At 44.8% G+C, this 15,009-nt stretch carries 18 protein-coding genes and 3 pseudogenes; 10 read left to right on the top strand and 11 right to left on the bottom strand.

Annotation, left to right across the window (positions count from 1 at the left end; all coding sequences use genetic code 11):
- Positions 1–7: 7 nt before the first annotated feature.
- Positions 8–1,182, bottom strand: a protein-coding gene (locus A1WG_RS03485; protein ID WP_098729118.1) for an IS3 family transposase whose coding sequence is annotated in 2 segments (ribosomal slippage) — positions 8–924 and positions 924–1,182 — 1,176 coding nt in all. Because the reading frame shifts where the segments join, the coding sequence is not laid out codon by codon here.
- 83 nt (positions 1,183–1,265) lie between these two features.
- Here A1WG_RS03485 and A1WG_RS23795 point away from each other — a divergent pair.
- Together A1WG_RS23795 and cspB are read left to right on the top strand one after the other, a co-directional pair.
- Positions 1,266–1,497, top strand: a pseudogene (locus A1WG_RS23795) (antitermination protein); the annotation flags it as partial.
- Positions 1,498–1,869: 372 nt separating this feature from the next.
- Positions 1,870–2,085 carry a cold shock-like protein CspB gene (cspB, locus tag A1WG_RS03475; RefSeq protein WP_000066486.1) on the top strand — a complete coding sequence of 72 codons (216 nt, stop codon included), beginning with the start codon at positions 1,870–1,872 and terminating at the stop codon, positions 2,083–2,085.
- Positions 2,086–2,364: 279 nt separating this feature from the next.
- On the opposite strand, the gene ynfU is transcribed toward cspB, so the two are convergent.
- Positions 2,365–2,535 (bottom strand): putative zinc-binding protein YnfU, encoded by a 171-nt coding sequence (ynfU, locus tag A1WG_RS25010; protein WP_001405948.1) that lies wholly within the window; start codon positions 2,533–2,535, stop codon positions 2,365–2,367.
- 771 nt (positions 2,536–3,306) lie between these two features.
- Here ynfU and A1WG_RS0122335 point away from each other — a divergent pair.
- Positions 3,307–3,613: pseudogene (locus A1WG_RS0122335) on the top strand (terminase small subunit); the annotation flags it as partial.
- A gap of 184 nt (positions 3,614–3,797) precedes the next feature.
- Entirely contained in the window at positions 3,798–4,907 is a 1,110-nt protein-coding gene (locus A1WG_RS03470; protein ID WP_001516244.1) for an alkene reductase, read from the top strand.
- Here the strand turns inward: A1WG_RS03470 and A1WG_RS03465 are convergent, their stop codons facing one another.
- The gene (locus A1WG_RS03465; RefSeq protein WP_001516245.1) at positions 4,908–5,819 is read right to left on the bottom strand and encodes a LysR family transcriptional regulator; all 912 of its coding nucleotides are present in this window, start codon (positions 5,817–5,819) and stop codon (positions 4,908–4,910) included. It abuts the gene before it with no gap.
- A 228-nt stretch (positions 5,820–6,047) separates the two neighbouring features.
- Between A1WG_RS03465 and A1WG_RS03460 the strand changes: the two genes are divergently transcribed.
- Positions 6,048–6,374 (top strand): EthD family reductase, encoded by a 327-nt coding sequence (locus A1WG_RS03460; protein WP_001516246.1) that lies wholly within the window; start codon positions 6,048–6,050, stop codon positions 6,372–6,374.
- 112 nt (positions 6,375–6,486) lie between these two features.
- Here A1WG_RS03460 and A1WG_RS03455 read toward each other — a convergent pair whose 3' ends face one another.
- Together A1WG_RS03455 and A1WG_RS0122340 are read right to left on the bottom strand one after the other, a co-directional pair.
- Positions 6,487–7,203 carry a YebC/PmpR family DNA-binding transcriptional regulator gene (locus tag A1WG_RS03455; RefSeq protein ID WP_000532916.1) on the bottom strand — a complete coding sequence of 239 codons (717 nt, stop codon included), beginning with the start codon at positions 7,201–7,203 and terminating at the stop codon, positions 6,487–6,489.
- Positions 7,204–7,477: 274 nt separating this feature from the next.
- Positions 7,478–7,807, bottom strand: coding sequence for a YkgJ family cysteine cluster protein (locus tag A1WG_RS0122340; RefSeq protein WP_010376212.1), 330 nt, complete (start codon positions 7,805–7,807; stop codon positions 7,478–7,480).
- A gap of 52 nt (positions 7,808–7,859) precedes the next feature.
- Between A1WG_RS0122340 and A1WG_RS25420 the strand changes: the two are divergent.
- The 3 genes and pseudogenes from A1WG_RS25420 to ymgF form a co-directional block, all read left to right on the top strand.
- Positions 7,860–7,945: pseudogene (locus A1WG_RS25420) on the top strand (capsid protein); the annotation flags it as partial.
- Positions 7,946–8,617: 672 nt separating this feature from the next.
- The gene (locus A1WG_RS03450) at positions 8,618–10,141 is read left to right on the top strand and encodes a cyclic diguanylate phosphodiesterase (RefSeq protein WP_001516248.1); all 1,524 of its coding nucleotides are present in this window, start codon (positions 8,618–8,620) and stop codon (positions 10,139–10,141) included.
- Positions 10,142–10,311: 170 nt separating this feature from the next.
- Positions 10,312–10,530, top strand: coding sequence for a cell division-associated protein YmgF (ymgF, locus tag A1WG_RS03445; RefSeq protein ID WP_001065870.1), 219 nt, complete (start codon positions 10,312–10,314; stop codon positions 10,528–10,530).
- A 307-nt stretch (positions 10,531–10,837) separates the two neighbouring features.
- Here the strand turns inward: ymgF and A1WG_RS03440 are convergent, their stop codons facing one another.
- The 6 genes from A1WG_RS03440 to minC all read right to left on the bottom strand — a co-directional run bounded on the left by A1WG_RS03440 (position 10,838) and on the right by minC (position 13,772).
- Entirely contained in the window at positions 10,838–11,173 is a 336-nt protein-coding gene (locus tag A1WG_RS03440; protein WP_000979974.1) for a YmgD family protein, read from the bottom strand.
- A gap of 3 nt (positions 11,174–11,176) precedes the next feature.
- Positions 11,177–11,521 (bottom strand): YMGG-like glycine zipper-containing protein, encoded by a 345-nt coding sequence (locus A1WG_RS03435; RefSeq protein ID WP_000726984.1) that lies wholly within the window; start codon positions 11,519–11,521, stop codon positions 11,177–11,179.
- Between the two features lie 16 nt (positions 11,522–11,537).
- Positions 11,538–11,687, bottom strand: coding sequence for a hypothetical protein (locus A1WG_RS25425; protein WP_410054395.1), 150 nt, complete (start codon positions 11,685–11,687; stop codon positions 11,538–11,540).
- 283 nt (positions 11,688–11,970) lie between these two features.
- Positions 11,971–12,237: a cell division topological specificity factor MinE gene (gene minE / locus A1WG_RS03430; RefSeq protein ID WP_001185664.1), complete on the bottom strand. Its 267-nt coding sequence runs from the start codon at positions 12,235–12,237 to the stop codon at positions 11,971–11,973.
- A gap of 3 nt (positions 12,238–12,240) precedes the next feature.
- The gene (gene minD / locus A1WG_RS03425) at positions 12,241–13,053 is read right to left on the bottom strand and encodes a septum site-determining protein MinD (protein WP_000101053.1); all 813 of its coding nucleotides are present in this window, start codon (positions 13,051–13,053) and stop codon (positions 12,241–12,243) included.
- Between the two features lie 23 nt (positions 13,054–13,076).
- Positions 13,077–13,772, bottom strand: a complete 696-nt coding sequence (gene minC / locus A1WG_RS03420) for a septum site-determining protein MinC (protein WP_001516251.1) — start codon at positions 13,770–13,772, stop codon at positions 13,077–13,079.
- Positions 13,773–13,900: 128 nt separating this feature from the next.
- Here minC and A1WG_RS03415 point away from each other — a divergent pair, with 128 nt between their 5' ends.
- Together A1WG_RS03415 and A1WG_RS03410 are read left to right on the top strand one after the other, a co-directional pair.
- On the top strand, positions 13,901–14,194 hold the full coding sequence (locus tag A1WG_RS03415; protein ID WP_001516252.1) for a YcgL domain-containing protein: 294 nt from the start codon (positions 13,901–13,903) through the stop codon (positions 14,192–14,194).
- Positions 14,195–14,265: 71 nt separating this feature from the next.
- Positions 14,266–14,925: a fumarylacetoacetate hydrolase family protein gene (locus A1WG_RS03410; RefSeq protein WP_000284291.1), complete on the top strand. Its 660-nt coding sequence runs from the start codon at positions 14,266–14,268 to the stop codon at positions 14,923–14,925.
- Positions 14,926–15,009 lie beyond the last annotated feature (84 nt).

A 15,009-nucleotide genomic window follows, 5' to 3' on the forward strand; every position in this document is an offset into this window, starting at 1 on the left:
GTAGTGGTCAACAAAAACTGGCCACAGCTTTAGAGTTTTTCCAGAACAATCGTTCTGATTCATTCGGCGTCAAACCACCATTATATTGATGAGGTCTGAGCTGGCTGTAATATCCTGTGATGTAATTCGTTATTGCCGTGCTGGCTTCGCTAAAATTCGCGTAGCCATTATCCGGTACCCACTCTGTTTTCAGGCTTCTGAAGAACCGTTCTATTGGGCTGTTATCCCAGCAATTTCCCCGGCGACTCAGGCTTTGCTTTATCTGATATCTCCACAGTAACTGTCTGAAATTCCTGCTGGTATAGTGACTGCCTTGAGCCGAGTGATACAGTAAATTAGCCGGTTTCCCCCGTGCTTCCCAGGCCATCGACAGGGCTTTACCTGTCAGTGCGGAATCAGGGAAAAATGACATCGCCCAGCCAACCGGTTTACGGGAAAACAAATCGAGTACAACAGCCAGATAAGCCCAGCGTTTTCCCGTCCAGATATAAGTCACATCACCGCACCAAGCCTGATTAGGCTCGGTAACAGCAAACTGGCGATCCAGATAATTAGGGATCTCAATGTGTTCCTTAGACGCCTTCTTATAACGATGGCCAGGTTGCTGACAGCTGATAATATTGAGCGCTTTCATCAGCTTTGTTGCCCGCCAGCGGCTCAGTTTTATACCTTTGGTGGTGACCATTGCGGCAATGCTTCGCGCTCCTGCTGAACCGTTACTTTCGTGATAAACTTCACGCACAAGGCTCAGTAATGCCACTTTCGTGGCGTCAGGCTTCCTGGGCTGCCGCCAGTATTTATAACTGCTGCGATGAACCCCAAACACGTTGCACACAACGGCAACAGGAAACCGCGCCCTGAGTTTCTCAACTAATGAGAATTGTTCAGGGAGTCTGACATTAAGAGCGCGGTAGCCTTTTTTAATATATCCCTTTCCATTTCAACGCGTTGAAGTCTTTTCTTCAACTCACGTATTTCAATCTGCTCAGGTGTCATGGGTGAAGCTATGGGTGATTTTCCCGCTCGCTCTTCTTTCAGTTGTCGAACCCATTTATCCATCGTGGATTTGCCGACATTCATCGCAGTGGCAGCGGCGGCAACGGTGTAATGCTGATCGAGTACAAGCTGGGCAGCCTCGAGGCGAAACTCGGGGCTAAAATTGCGTCTGTTACGTCCGGTCATAATGTCACCTGTTTTGACTATGAGGTGATGATATCACCTCTATTCAGGTGGCCAAATCCACTATGCCACTACATCCTGGATAAAAAAGAATCCGGCTTCATGGCGTGCCTGTTTATAAGATGTGCGGACGTTGCAATGGAAATTGGTTTAGTCGTTTACCGCCCCCCAGGTGCGATGTCATGTCCAGAAGCTGGTTCCAGACATGACGGATTATCAATGGGATAAAGGATATGCTGACGTTATTGATAAACTGGTTACAAAGTGCTGGCAGGAAGAAGCGTATGTGAGGTGCAGTTAAGGAAATTGACAATATAAATAATTTTCAGCGAAGATGGCGGCATGATGCTTGCTTTTTGCTTCAAAAAACATGGGTGAGATTTTCTCAACGATGGGCTTTGTATATCCGGTGTTGAGAAAAAGTAGAAAACCCGCTAATGAGAGTTTTTTGTGTTTTAAATTGGAGGGGGTGGCTGGATGTCTAAAATAAACATTGCTTCTATGTGTACAACTATGCGTTAATGATTGCGTCGGTTTGAAGAACAGACGATATACGAAGTAGTTTACTAAAGCAGTTCTCATTTCAGGTGTTATTCACATATTCCTTCTTTGAGTCTCTCCAATTAAGCACGAAGTCGTTTCTGTTATACAAACCATTTATGCCGAAAGGCTCAAGTTAAGGAATGTAGAATGTCAAATAAAATGACTGGTTTAGTAAAATGGTTTAACGCTGATAAAGGTTTCGGCTTTATTTCTCCTGTTGATGGTAGTAAAGATGTGTTTGTGCATTTTTCTGCGATTCAGAATGATAATTATCGAACCTTATTTGAAGGTCAAAAGGTTACCTTCTCTGTAGAGAGTGGTGCTAAAGGTCCTGCGGCAGCAAATGTTATAATTACCGATTAAAATCCAGGACTCGACTGTATACGATAACGAAGATGGCTGATGCCTGAGTAGAGATGCAGATAGAGTAATGGATATAGAATCCCATTTTGTGGTGAAGTACAGGTCTGCTGTATGAATAGTTTAATAGCAGAAGCTAACTGCTGGCATAGTAAAACAAAGTGCGTAAGTGGGTGACTCCCACAAAAAGCACCACAATCTCAAACCCGCTCAGGCGGGTTTTTTCTTATCTGATTTAAATATATTATTAAAATATCAAAGCTCTTGATAAGTAATCAAAAATCAGGCAACAGCTTTAAGATTTGTTTGGAATACTTTGTTGCAATGAGGGCAGATTAAAAGGGCACCTTTTTGTACTCTGGAAAAACTGTGTTCTGATTCTTGGGTGCAGTTTGGGCAGGAGCATTTAACGAGATAATTACGGCGTGATTTTGAGTCTTTACGTTCTGACATAGGCTTTTCCTGTGTAAATGGTCGTATACAATACACTAAATAACAAAACATATCGCGCATTATTATTTAATACATGGTTTTTAACCCTATTATTTTAAATTTCTGTTTTTTAGTGTTGTTGTGAACAATGTTTGCTGTAAAAACTAACCCGTAGACTCCGACCTTTTCAAACATACTGCACCATTCGCGCACATCGGGGTGAGGATATGAAATCCATTGATAATAACAACTGGCGTGTCGCCTGTGGCACATCGGCCTGTAATGCTGGTTTCTGGGCATTGCCGTTACTCGATAAATGAACTCCGTCACATTTCAAGATTAAAGAAGAGAGGCGTAAGACTGCGAGAGATGAATGATGCCGCCATCATTACGCAAGACTGTTGCGGTTGCTATTACTTCCAAAAATCGTTATTTCCCTCAGAGTGAGGAGCAGAAAAAGAGAATATGAGACAGGAATGCTCCTCTTATAACTGGACTTGGTGACTAAAATTTTGCAGGCCCTTTCCGGCAATCCGGCAGACTACGGGGGAAGGCGCGCGGGTTTTCTCTATTTATGAAAATTTTCCGGTTTAAGGCGTTTCGTTCTTCTTCACAGTAACTTAATGTTTTTATTTAAAACACCGCCTAAAAAGAAAGGAAACGACAGTTACTGAAAATGGGCTTTTTGGCCTCTGCCGCTTCCTTCTCTGTTTTTTCCGTGGAATGAACAATGGAAGTCAACAAAAAGCAGTCGGCTGACATTTTTGGTGCGAATGTCCGTACTATTCAGAACTTACACGTGCGCAGACCGACGCACAGGAGCTGAAAATACCAGAGACTCTGCTGAAGTGGTGGAAACCGCATTTTGTACTTTTGTGCTTTCACGGATTGCAGGTGAAATTGCCAGTATTCTCGACGGAATACCCCTGTGGTGCAGCAGCATTTTCTTGAGCTGGATAACCGGCATATTGATTTCCTGAAACGGGACATCATCAAAGGCATGAACAAAGCAACCGCACTGGATGAACTGATACGAGGCCGAGTGAATATATCGACCGCTGTCTGGAAGACTGTTATGTGCCAGAAGCAGATGTACTGAGCCTTCATCAACTTTGCGGCAGGCTTTATCTCCACGTGGGACATCACCTAAAAACAAAAATATGACGGCTTAATACTGAGAGAACACTAAATGTAGAAATTATGTCTACTTAGTTCGGACCAGAGTGCTGTTTTTTTATTACGTCGTTGAGACCATCATACTTCCTCCAGTAAAGGAGATAAAAATGGAAAAATTATTTACCCCGTTTCAGGTCGGTGACACTAACTTGGCAAATCGCGTCGTTATGGCACCAATGACCCGCTCACGGGCAATTTCAGACGATACTCCAGATGAACTGACTGCAAAATATTATCAGCAGCGCGCATCTGCAGGGCTCATTATTACAGAAGGATCGCAAATCTCCGTCCAGGGACAGGGTTATCTTTTCACTCCCGGAATCTACAGCGATGCTCAGGTGCAGGGATGGGGAAAAGTTACAAAAGCGGTCCACGACGCTGGCGGAAAAATTTATATTCAACTTTGGCACGTCGGGCGAATTTCTCACACAAGTTTGCAGGCTAATGGACAGGCCCCCGTCAGTTCGGTGGCAGTTAAAGCCAATAATTCCACCTGCTACGCACGCGACGAAAACGGCAAACCCGGTCCGGTTCCGGTATCGGAACCCCGTGCGCTGTCGAGCCCCGAGATTAAAGCCGTGGTGCAGGATTACGTTCAGGCCGCTAAAAATGCTATTCGGGCGGGCTTTGATGGTGTTGAGATCCACGCCGCCAATGGCTATCTGCTTGAGCAGTTTATTAATGGTGGGCTGAATACTCGCAAGGATGAGTACGGTGGCGCGGATACTGACAATCGCCTGCGCTTTGTTCTGGAAGTGACTGACGCAATCTCTACGGCCATCGGCTCAGGTAAAACGGGTATCCGCCTGGCTCCCTTCGGGCGTCTGTTTGACATGCGTCCTTTTGATGGCGAGGAAGAAACCTGGCTGATGCTTGCTGATAAACTCAGCGCCCGTTCTCTCTCGTATGTTCATCTGAGCGACCAGCAAACACTGGGAGAACAGGCCATCCCTGCCGGGTTTATTGAAAAATTTCGTGCAGCTTATTCCGGACCTTTGATTATTACCGGTGGCTTTGATAAGCAGCGTGCCGAAGCATATCTCCAGGAGGGGAAAGCTGACCTGATTGGTTTTGGTCGGCCTTACATTGCGAACCCGGATCTTGTGGAACGAATGGTTAATGACTGGCCGTTGAATGACGTTAACCGGGCAACGATGTACGGCGGAGATGAAAAAGGCTATACAGATTACCCCTTCTGGTCCGATAGCAGGGAATAATTAATCAAGCAGGCCGTCTTCCGCAGCCCTGACCAGGGTATCCACTACATAGCGGATTTTGGGCAGCAGTTGGCGGCTTTTTGGCCACAGCGCGCTGATAGGCATCTCCCCGCCGGAGTGTCCGGGCAGCACTTCCCGCAATTTACCCTCGTCGAGATATCTGCCCACCAACCAGAGGGGGAGTTGCGACAATCCCCCTCCCGCCAGGGTAGCAGCGAGCATCGCGTCACCATCGGCAAACTCATGGGTCGGCGGAGGGACAAAGCGGCTGATTTGACCATCCCCCTCTTTCAGCAACCACGAAACAGGCTGGTTACGGCGAAAGCCGACAACGCACTGATGGTGATTCAGGTCATCGATACTGACAGGCTCGCCGTGGTTGAACAGATAATCTGGAGAGGCGCAGATCACCAGCTTCTGGGTTGTCAGTCTTCTGGCAACCAGCCCACTGCTGTCTGACAGCTCACCAATGCGAACGACAAGATCGATCCCCTCATCAATCAGGTCAACGAACCGCTCGCTGAACGTAACGGTCAACGCCAGTTCGGGGTAGCGTCGGGTGATATCAAGCAGGATAGGAAGGATGCGCTGTCGTCCGAAGGCTGCAGGTAAATCTACCCGCAGGCGCCCGGAGGGCTGGCAGGTATGTGACGTCAGTTCCGCCTCAGCCTGCTCCAGGATATCTATTGCGCTCTGGCAACTGGCAAGAAAACGCTCGCCATCAGGCGTCAGGCTCAACCGACGGGTGGAACGTTGAAAAAGCTTCAACCCGAGGCGGTCTTCCAGACGACTGACGCTTTTTCCTATGGCAGACTTTGTCAGCCCCAGCTTTTCTGCTGCTGCCGTAAAACTTCCTTGCTGGGCTGTGGCGACAAAAGCCGTAATTCCCCCCAGATGATCTGTTCTTCTCATAATTGTCCGTGAGAGGTATTAGCCCTGTATACATAGATTTATTTTACAATAAATTGAAAACGATTTGTAGAATCTATGTCTGCTCAGAGACGAGTGAAAGCGTGTTTATCGCACGAAGAAAAACAGCCATAGTCACCTTCTCTATTACGCTTCATCTAAATTGCAAGACGATGCCGGATTTCGCCGGCCAGTTTTACAAAAACATGAATTAATACAGAGGAGAATATGATGTCATCTGCTAACGGTTTCAAACATGTGGGCTTTCTTACCCGTAAAAAAGGACAGAGCTTCGACGATTTTGTTAAATACTGGGATGAGGTACATACAGCGATAGCGCTCAGACTCCCCGGCTTAAAAGGTTATGTACTCAACCCCATTGATCGGGAAAAATATCCCGATTCCCCCGTCGACGGTTTCTCCGAACTGTGGTTCGACTCACTTGAAGACGCTATCGCGGCATTCAATTCTCCCGTCGGTAAAGAAGCCTATGACGACGTGTCCAATTTTGTTGAACATGCTGCCATTACCTACATCACTGAAATCAGAAAGCGCTAATGCCTTAACATGCCGGGAGCGGTAGAGGTACTGGATTTAATGCGGAGTTTTTAGGTAAATCTAAGATAAGGTGAAGAAATCTGCCATAAAGGCAGATTTCTTAAATTCATAATTAGAGATTTGCAACGTTATGATATACTTTTTGAACATCATCATCATCTTCAAGGGCATCAACAAGTCCCTCAAAGATTTCTAAATCTTCTGGTGAAAGCTCAACTTCTGATTGAGCAATCATTTCTAATTCTGTTGTTGAGAACTCAGTAATTCCGGCTGCTTTTAGCGCTGCAATTCCTTTGTGAAGGTCTGTAGGCTCAGTATAAATAACGATATTTCCTTCTTCTTCGGTCACATCGCGAACATCAACTTCAGCATCAAGCAAAATTTCAAAAATATGGTCAGGATCTGTTCCTTTAAATACAATCACTCCAGTATTGTCAAACATATAGCTGACAGAACCTGCCGCTCCGATATTTCCGCCTTTTTTGTTGAAAATTGTGCGAACATTAGCAATCGTGCGGTTAACATTTGAAGTTAACGTTTCGGCGATAATCATTGAACCATTGGGGCCAAAACCTTCATAACGTCCTTGTACGAACGTTTCATCTCCGCCACCTTTAGCTTTATCAATTGCTTTATCAATGACGTGTTTTGGAACTTGTGCCTGCTTCGCACGCTCAATAACGAATTTTAAAGATGTATTTAATTCAGGGTCTGGTTCACCTTGTTTAGCTGCAGCATAGATTTCTACACCGAATTTTGCATATATTTTAGACGTTGCACCGTCTTTAGCCGTTTTTTTAGCAACAATATTGGCCCATTTACGTCCCACTGGAATGATCTCCTCGAAATTTATTTACATTACCGACAAGTTGATAACTTGTGTTTTTTCATCGTATTATATTATATCATAACATGAAAAAATTCGTCTATGGGAATATAAAATATTCTATTTTCACGCAAGGATATTTAATTTTAACGATGTTAATTATTGTCGATGCGTTATTTTATGATTTCATTTTTCATTGTTAATAATTAAACCGCAACAATAATGTCGCGGTATGGTTGATTTTGACACCTGAATGCCTTATTAAGGAGGCGCGGTTTTAAATTGGCGGTAGCCCATATTTAGCTCGGGCGCGATTACATGCCTCATTAATTTCTCCATGCTCGCCAGACATGGCGAATTCTCTACATGTGGATGAGCGATTCTTGTATATTGTGCAGCAGGCGTTTTTTCCAGGCGTTCCAGCCAGGGCAACACAGCGTGGATTCTTCTGGTTAGTACCGCGCATACATCGGTGGTAAGGGGATATCTGCTCAGTCAGATGAGCCGGTATGGTGCCGCCTGCATCATCAGCTTCGGCCCAGTAAAAAGAGACGCGGAAAAATGCACAACAGGCACCACACGTCATGCATGGATTCGGATTGCTCATAATTCACCAGTACTACTATTTAAATATCACAACGAAACCGCAGACACGTCATATGAAAGCACGTGCCTGCGGCAGGCTGGCGAACTTTCTATAGTGCGAGTATTGAATGATTACCAGCCGTTATCAATTTTACATATCTATTTAGATATGACCAGACAAGTTGAATGCAAACTGGAAGAGTTAATCTTTACAATTTGTAACGTGGTGGTTTGTGAAAAGTGAACGTCTTATGTAACCAGAGTCTGTATTATATTGTCCCTATAGTCCGACTTGCTAAATATAGCGATTAGTGATTTCTTTTTAATTCTAATTGGTTAGGTAAGTTCATCAGAAAAAGTTATTTTTCTTGTTTTAACGTGTAAGGCTTATATTACTGCTATCCGTGTTTCACATTCATTCTAGTGATTTTGCTGTATGTATTGGTGCTGATTTGGGATGTGGCTATTGAGCGACATGGTCTGGCATCTCCATCTTATGATCTGGAGCCGCCGCTATCGAAGAAAAGACGCGGGGGCACGTACTGGAAAATTAACACCCACCTTACCAGCGAGGCCCCATCGACGTTGTGCCAGTTCATCATATCCTTACTTATTGATAGCTTATGTATAAAAGTGAAGGGGACACAGAGAACTTTGCCTGACCAATATTCTTGTTCCGTTTTGTTGTCCAATGCTTTTTCTCTGCTTTAAGTTACGGCATAGAGGGCAAAATTTCATCAAGAGTATGGATATTTCTGGTTCTCTCTACCATGCTCTTTGTAGACGCCAGATTGAGCGAATGAACACAAAATAATGGCCCCGGGACACGCAAATGCGCAATACACTTATCCCCATCCTCGTTGCGGTGTGCTTGTTTCTTACTGGTGTGTCTATTTTGAATTTTCAGCTCTGGTATTCCGCAAAAGCAGAGAGCCTGGCGGGGGCGAGGTACGCCGCTAACAACATTAATCATATTCTTGAGGAAGCGTCACAGGCGACTCGAACGGCAATGAAAATTGCCGGGAAGAGGTGCGATCTGGATGAACAATACCAACTAGGTACAGAGGCTGCGCTGAAACCACATCTGCGGACGATCATCATTCTCAAACAAGGTGCAGTCTGGTGTACATCGCTACCAGGTAATCGGGTTCTGCTATCCCTTATTCCTGTTATATCTGACAACAATTTGCTATTGGCTCCGGCGATCGACACCGTAAATAGATTACCCATCCTCCTTTATCAGATTCAATTCGCTGATACGCGTATCCTGGTGACAATTAGTGACCAGCATATCCGCGGGGCGCTCAATGTGCCGTTGAAGGGGGTGAAATATACTTTGCGCGTGGGGAATAGCATTATTGGACCGTCAGGAGATGTGACAACTCTCAATGGCAGCCATCAATTTTCTGGACGGGTAAATTCCACAGAATATCATTTCAGTATTATCTATAACCAACCGCCACTATTTAATTTCACCAGACTTATCGATAAAGGCTTGGGTATTTTGATATTCAGCCTGTTAATCTCCTGTTCTGCTGCTTTTTTGCTTGATAAATATTTTAACAAGAGTGACACACCTGAAGAGATCCTGCGTAGAGCAATAAGCAATGGTGAAATTGTACCTTTTTACCAACCCGTGGTTAATGGCCGGGAAGGGACATTACGCGGCGTAGAAGTACTTGCCAGGTGGAAACATCCTCGCGGAGGATATATTTCACCCGCAGCATTTATTCCACTTGCTGAAAAATCAGGGTTGATAGTTCCGCTCACCCAAAGTCTGATGAACCAGGTCGCCACACAAATGAACGCGATCGCAAGTAAACTGCCGGAAGGTTTCCATGTAGGGATTAATTTTAGCGCCTCACATATTATTTCACCTACGTTTGTTGAAGAGTGTCTGAAATACCGGGACAGCTTCACGCGCCATGATTTGAATCTCGTTCTTGAGGTTACTGAGCGTGAAGCTTTGCATGTTGATGAAAACCTTGTCCAGCGACTAAATATTCTGCATGAAAATGGCTTTGTCATTGCGCTGGATGATTTTGGTACGGGGTACTCGGGACTTTCTTATCTCCATGATCTGCACATCGATTATATTAAGATTGATCACAGTTTCGTTGGTCGGGTCAACGCAGATCCAGATTCCACCCGAATTCTGGACTGTGTGCTGGATCTGGCGCGCAAACTTTCTATCAGTATTGTTGCCGAAGGTGTCGAAACGAAGGAGCAACTCGATTACCTGAACAAAAATAATATCACGTTTCAGCAGGGGTACTATTTCTATAAACCGGTGACGTATATTGAGTTAGTCAAAATTATTCTCTCAAAACCGAGGGTGAAGGTGGTTGTTGAGTGAATAAGTACTAATTCACGTAGCATGATGATGCCTGACTAAAAAATGATCAAAAAGACTCTGTGGTGGTGCAATTGTAGACAGATAATTAGCTCGTTGCGTCTTGTTACTATTGTTCATTATTTTGTTTGCTATAATTATCTGAAATTGTTTTCAGGATCGCCGTCAGTAGCATGAACAATAGTAATAGCCTGGATTATTTCACTTTGTATATCATCTTCTCCATCGCGTTTATGCTGATCACCATTCTGGTGATCCTGGTCGCCAAACCCAGCATCTGGCTGGGAGAAGTGCTGGTTACCATAAATTTAATCAATGCACTTGTTTGGTTGGTGATCAATTTACTTAACCGATTAAGAGAAAAGTTTGTAAGTCAAAGGGATCAACATTAATCTTTTTCATTATATTTTGATAATCTGGACTTATAGAATATTTGATCAGGCGTGTTTATAAGTCCAATCATTGAATAATTAATCGTTAAAACTGAAAAACTATCCGGGTTTAATTTGAGGAATTGCTTTAGCGGTGAGTAACGCGTATACGAATATGATTGCAGGGAAATAGTTTTTGTGAAGAATAAAAAACTAAATCAATAAAATCACCAAAATAAATAATCAGTGCTTCAGTATTGTCTGTAAGTCTGTTCACCCGCTAAAAATACACCGCGTCGAATCAATCGGCGCGGTGCTACATTATCGATTATTTTTTACCGATGGCACGCATGGTGTCATCAATTGCGGTAATTAACAGCATTTGCGGATCTTTGGCACAAACCTGATTCAGTTTTTCTACCACTTTGGCACTCAGTTCCGGTGATTGCTCAATCTTTAAATCACGGCTGGTAACGCTGGCGTTACCCATTACCGCAACGATATCTGCAACCTGTGCGCTGTCAGTTTTTGCCATTTCGTTGGCTTCTGCGCAGGTAATATAGGTTTCTGCTGGCAAACCATTCTTAATATTATAGTCCTGAGCCCAGGTCATTGGTGCGAAGACGAACAGCCCCGCCAGTAAAGCAAATTTTTTCATCATCATTCCTTATTTCATTTTACCCAGAATTGCACCACCCGTACCGCCAATTACGGCACCTTTAATTGCGCCTTCAAGACCATTGCCGGTCAGAACGCCAGTGACCGCGCCAACGGCGGCACCCACTTTTGCGCCTTTACGGGCATTTTTACCATCGTGGCCTTTTTCTGTTACTGCACCAACGCCAGCGCCCACAGCAGCACCTTTCAGTACGCCATTAACACCATTGCCAGTCAGTAAACCAACGCCTGCGCCTAACAGTGCACCTTTCGTGGTGCGATTCATATCCGCCATCGCTGGCGCGGAGCAGAGCAATGCTGAGATAAGCCCTAAGGCGAGTATTTTTTTCTTCAACTTAGATGTCCGGTATTTAGTAAGTTGCACACACAATAATTTCGTCTTCAATTAAGAGCAGCTTAACTAAAGAACGCTCTCTATTATTCAGATAATTCAAAATGAGCGCGGTTTGTATAATAAGAATTATGGTTTTTGCTTGAATGGGAATAATCTTAAATAACAATTAACTCATTGATTTGAAATGTTTATTCAAGAAATGTCATCAAATGTTAACGTAGTATTGTAAAGGTAAGGTGATCTGAAATATCAATATTATTGTGTAATTTATATGTGAACAATATTTATCAGAAAACGTAATGTAAGTGATTATCTTCTGGCGGCAGTAATGTGAATCTGTTTGGCGGGGAAGGGGGTAGCTAGGCAGAGAAAACTTAAATCGGATGTAATCTGACAGATACCTGTATAAATCACCGGTAACTGTCAGATCAGGTCTGAGCTAATACGGCTTATTTCAGCTCTTCTGCTTCCGGCAAGGTCACGTTAAGCTCAAGGATGGAAATATCACCATCTTTTTGCTCAAGCTGAACAGTCACCATCTCGGGATCGATTTGTACGTATTTACAAATGACATCAAGAATATCTTTACGCAACTGCGGCAGATAGTGCGGTTCTGCATCGCTGCGCCGGCGTTCAGCAACAATAATTTGCAACCGTTCTTTTGCAATATTGGCCGTGTTTTTCTTCCGTGAGAGAAAGAAATCGAGTAATGCCATAACTTATCCTCCGAACAAGCGTTTGAGGAAACCTTTCTTCTCTTCTTCAATGAAGCGGAAAGGGCGTTCTTCTCCCAACAGACGTTCTACGGTATCAGCATAGGCTTTACCCGCATCGGCGTTGATATCGAGAATAACCGGTTCCCCCTGGTTAGAGGCGCGCAATACTGATTGATCCTCTGGGATCACGCCGACGAGCTTGATGCGCAGGATCTCCAGTACGTCTTCCATGCTCAACATGTCGCCTCTGTTAACGCGGCCTGGGTTATAGCGCGTTAATAGCAGGTGCTCTTTAATCGGTTCTTCACCGTTTTCTGCTCGACGGGATTTCGACGCCAGAATACCTAAAATACGGTCTGAGTCACGAACTGATGAGACTTCCGGGTTCGTGGTTATAATAGCTTCATCTGCGAAATAGAGCGCCATTAATGCACCGGTTTCAATACCCGCCGGTGAGTCACAAACAATAAACTCAAAATCCATTGCTTTTAGGTCATCAAGAACTTTGGCGACCCCTTCGCGGGTGAGGGCGTCTTTATCGCGAGTTTGTGATGCCGGAAGAATATAGAGGTTTTCAGTACGCTTATCTTTAATTAAAGCCTGATTTAGCGTTGCATCGCCCTGAATGACGTTGACGAAATCGTAAACGACCCGGCGCTCGCAACCCATAATCAGGTCGAGATTACGCAAGCCGATATCAAAATCGATCACGACAGTTTTCTTTCCCTTCTGGGCCAAACCAGTGGCGATGGCCGCGCTGGAGGTTGTCTTTCCAACGCCCCCTTTCCCCGAAGTAACAACAATAATGCGTGCCATAAAAATTCCTTGTTAAAAAGGGATCAATTTAACGATTGAACGGTCAAAGCGTTTTCGACTAATTGCAGCCGTGCCGCTTTGCCATAAAATTCTGCTGGGATTTTATCACTCAGCCAGTATTCACCTGCGATAGAGACCAGTTCTGCCATCAGGCTCGTACAAAATATTTGTGCTTCCCGATCACCACTTGCCCCCGCCAGCGCACGACCGCGCATCATGCCATAGACATGAATGTTACCATCTGCGATCAATTCTGCCCCTGCGCTAACATGACTTGTAACAATTAGATCACATTGTGGCGCATAAATGCGCTGACCGGAACGCACTGGGGTATCTATTAAGCGCGTTTTTGTGTCCGGCGTTGTATTTTTCGCAGGAGCCTGGGGGGCAGGAGCTGGACGCGGCGCTTTTTCCTTTCCTTCAGTCAGGATTGGCAACCCCATTTTTTCGATTTCAGCTTTCAGTTTCGCATTTTTGCAGCCACTGACACCAATGATCCGCAAGCCCGTTGCCGAGATAGCTTTATGCATTGCAGACCAGTTGACCTGTTCTTCGAGGCCACTGACATTGAGTACGATGGGGGCATGCTTTAAAAATGCGGGAGCCTGAGCGATTTTGTCTTCCAGCGCCTGATGAATAACCTTAGGTTCTGCCTCATGCAGATGAACCACAGATAAGGTGAAGCTGCTACCTTTAAGCTCGATTGGCGTGTTTGACATCCTGGCCTTACTCAATTAGCTAATTACCATCATCATCAGCGTGCGATGATATTACGAAGACTATAAGGCATGTTATAGTCTGGATTATATTGAGGCAAGTCACCCCCCCATTTATTCAGAGTAAAATTATGTTTTGTGTGATCTATCGAAGTAGCAAACGTGACCAGACCTATTTATATGTTGAAAAAAAAGACGACTTTTCGCGTGTTCCAGAGGAGCTGATGAAAGGTTTTGGTCAACCTCAACTTGCGATGATTCTTCCATTGGACGGGAGAAAGAAACTGGTAAATGCCGATATTGAGAAAGTTAAACAGGCATTAGCTGAGCATGGCTATTATCTTCAATTGCCACCACCTCCCGAGGATTTGCTGAAGCAACATCTTTCTGTGATGGCGAAAAATACAGACAGCACTAAAAAATAACCGATATCCGGCGGTGGCACCATATTTGTCGGAGCGGGTTTTAAGAACCACGATGAAGTGAGAGGAACGTTATGTATCAACATCACAACTGGCAAGGTGCGCTGCTGGATTATCCGGTGAGTAAAGTGGTCTGTGTTGGCAGTAATTATGCCAAACATATTAAAGAGATGGGGAGTGAAGTGCCTGAAGAGCCAGTGTTGTTCATTAAACCCGAAACGGCACTGTGCGATCTGCGCCAGCCATTGGCCATCCCCTCTGATTTCGGTGCGGTTCATCATGAGGTTGAACTGGCGGTGTTGATCGGCGCGACGCTACGCCAGGCCACGGAAGAGCATGTACGCAAAGCCATTGCCGGTTATGGTGTGGCGCTCGATCTGACATTACGTGATGTTCAGGGAAAGATGAAGAAAGCCGGGCAGCCATGGGAAAAAGCTAAAGGGTTTGATAACTCTTGCCCACTGTCCGGGTTTATTCCCGCTGCAGAGTTCACTGGCGATCCACAAAATACGTCGCTAGGCTTAAGTGTAAATGGTGTCGTTCGTCAACAGGGTACAACGGCAGATATGATCCATAAAATCGTTCCGCTGATTGCTTATATGAGCAAGTTTTTTACCCTCAAGCCTGGTGACGTTGTACTAACAGGCACGCCTGATGGTGTTGGACCACTACACAGCGGTGATGAACTGATCATCACTTTCGGTAGTCATTCGTTGACAACTCGCGTTTTGTAATACTTTTTGCCGCCTGAAAGAGGCGGCAATACTTGCAACGCTGTGCCAGACTGGTTATAAGGTGCGTTTTAACGTAATGGCGGA

Origin of the sequence: Escherichia sp. KTE96 (assembly GCF_000408525.1) — a bacterium.
In the GTDB taxonomy this organism is placed as follows: Bacteria; Pseudomonadota; Gammaproteobacteria; order Enterobacterales; family Enterobacteriaceae; genus Escherichia; species Escherichia marmotae.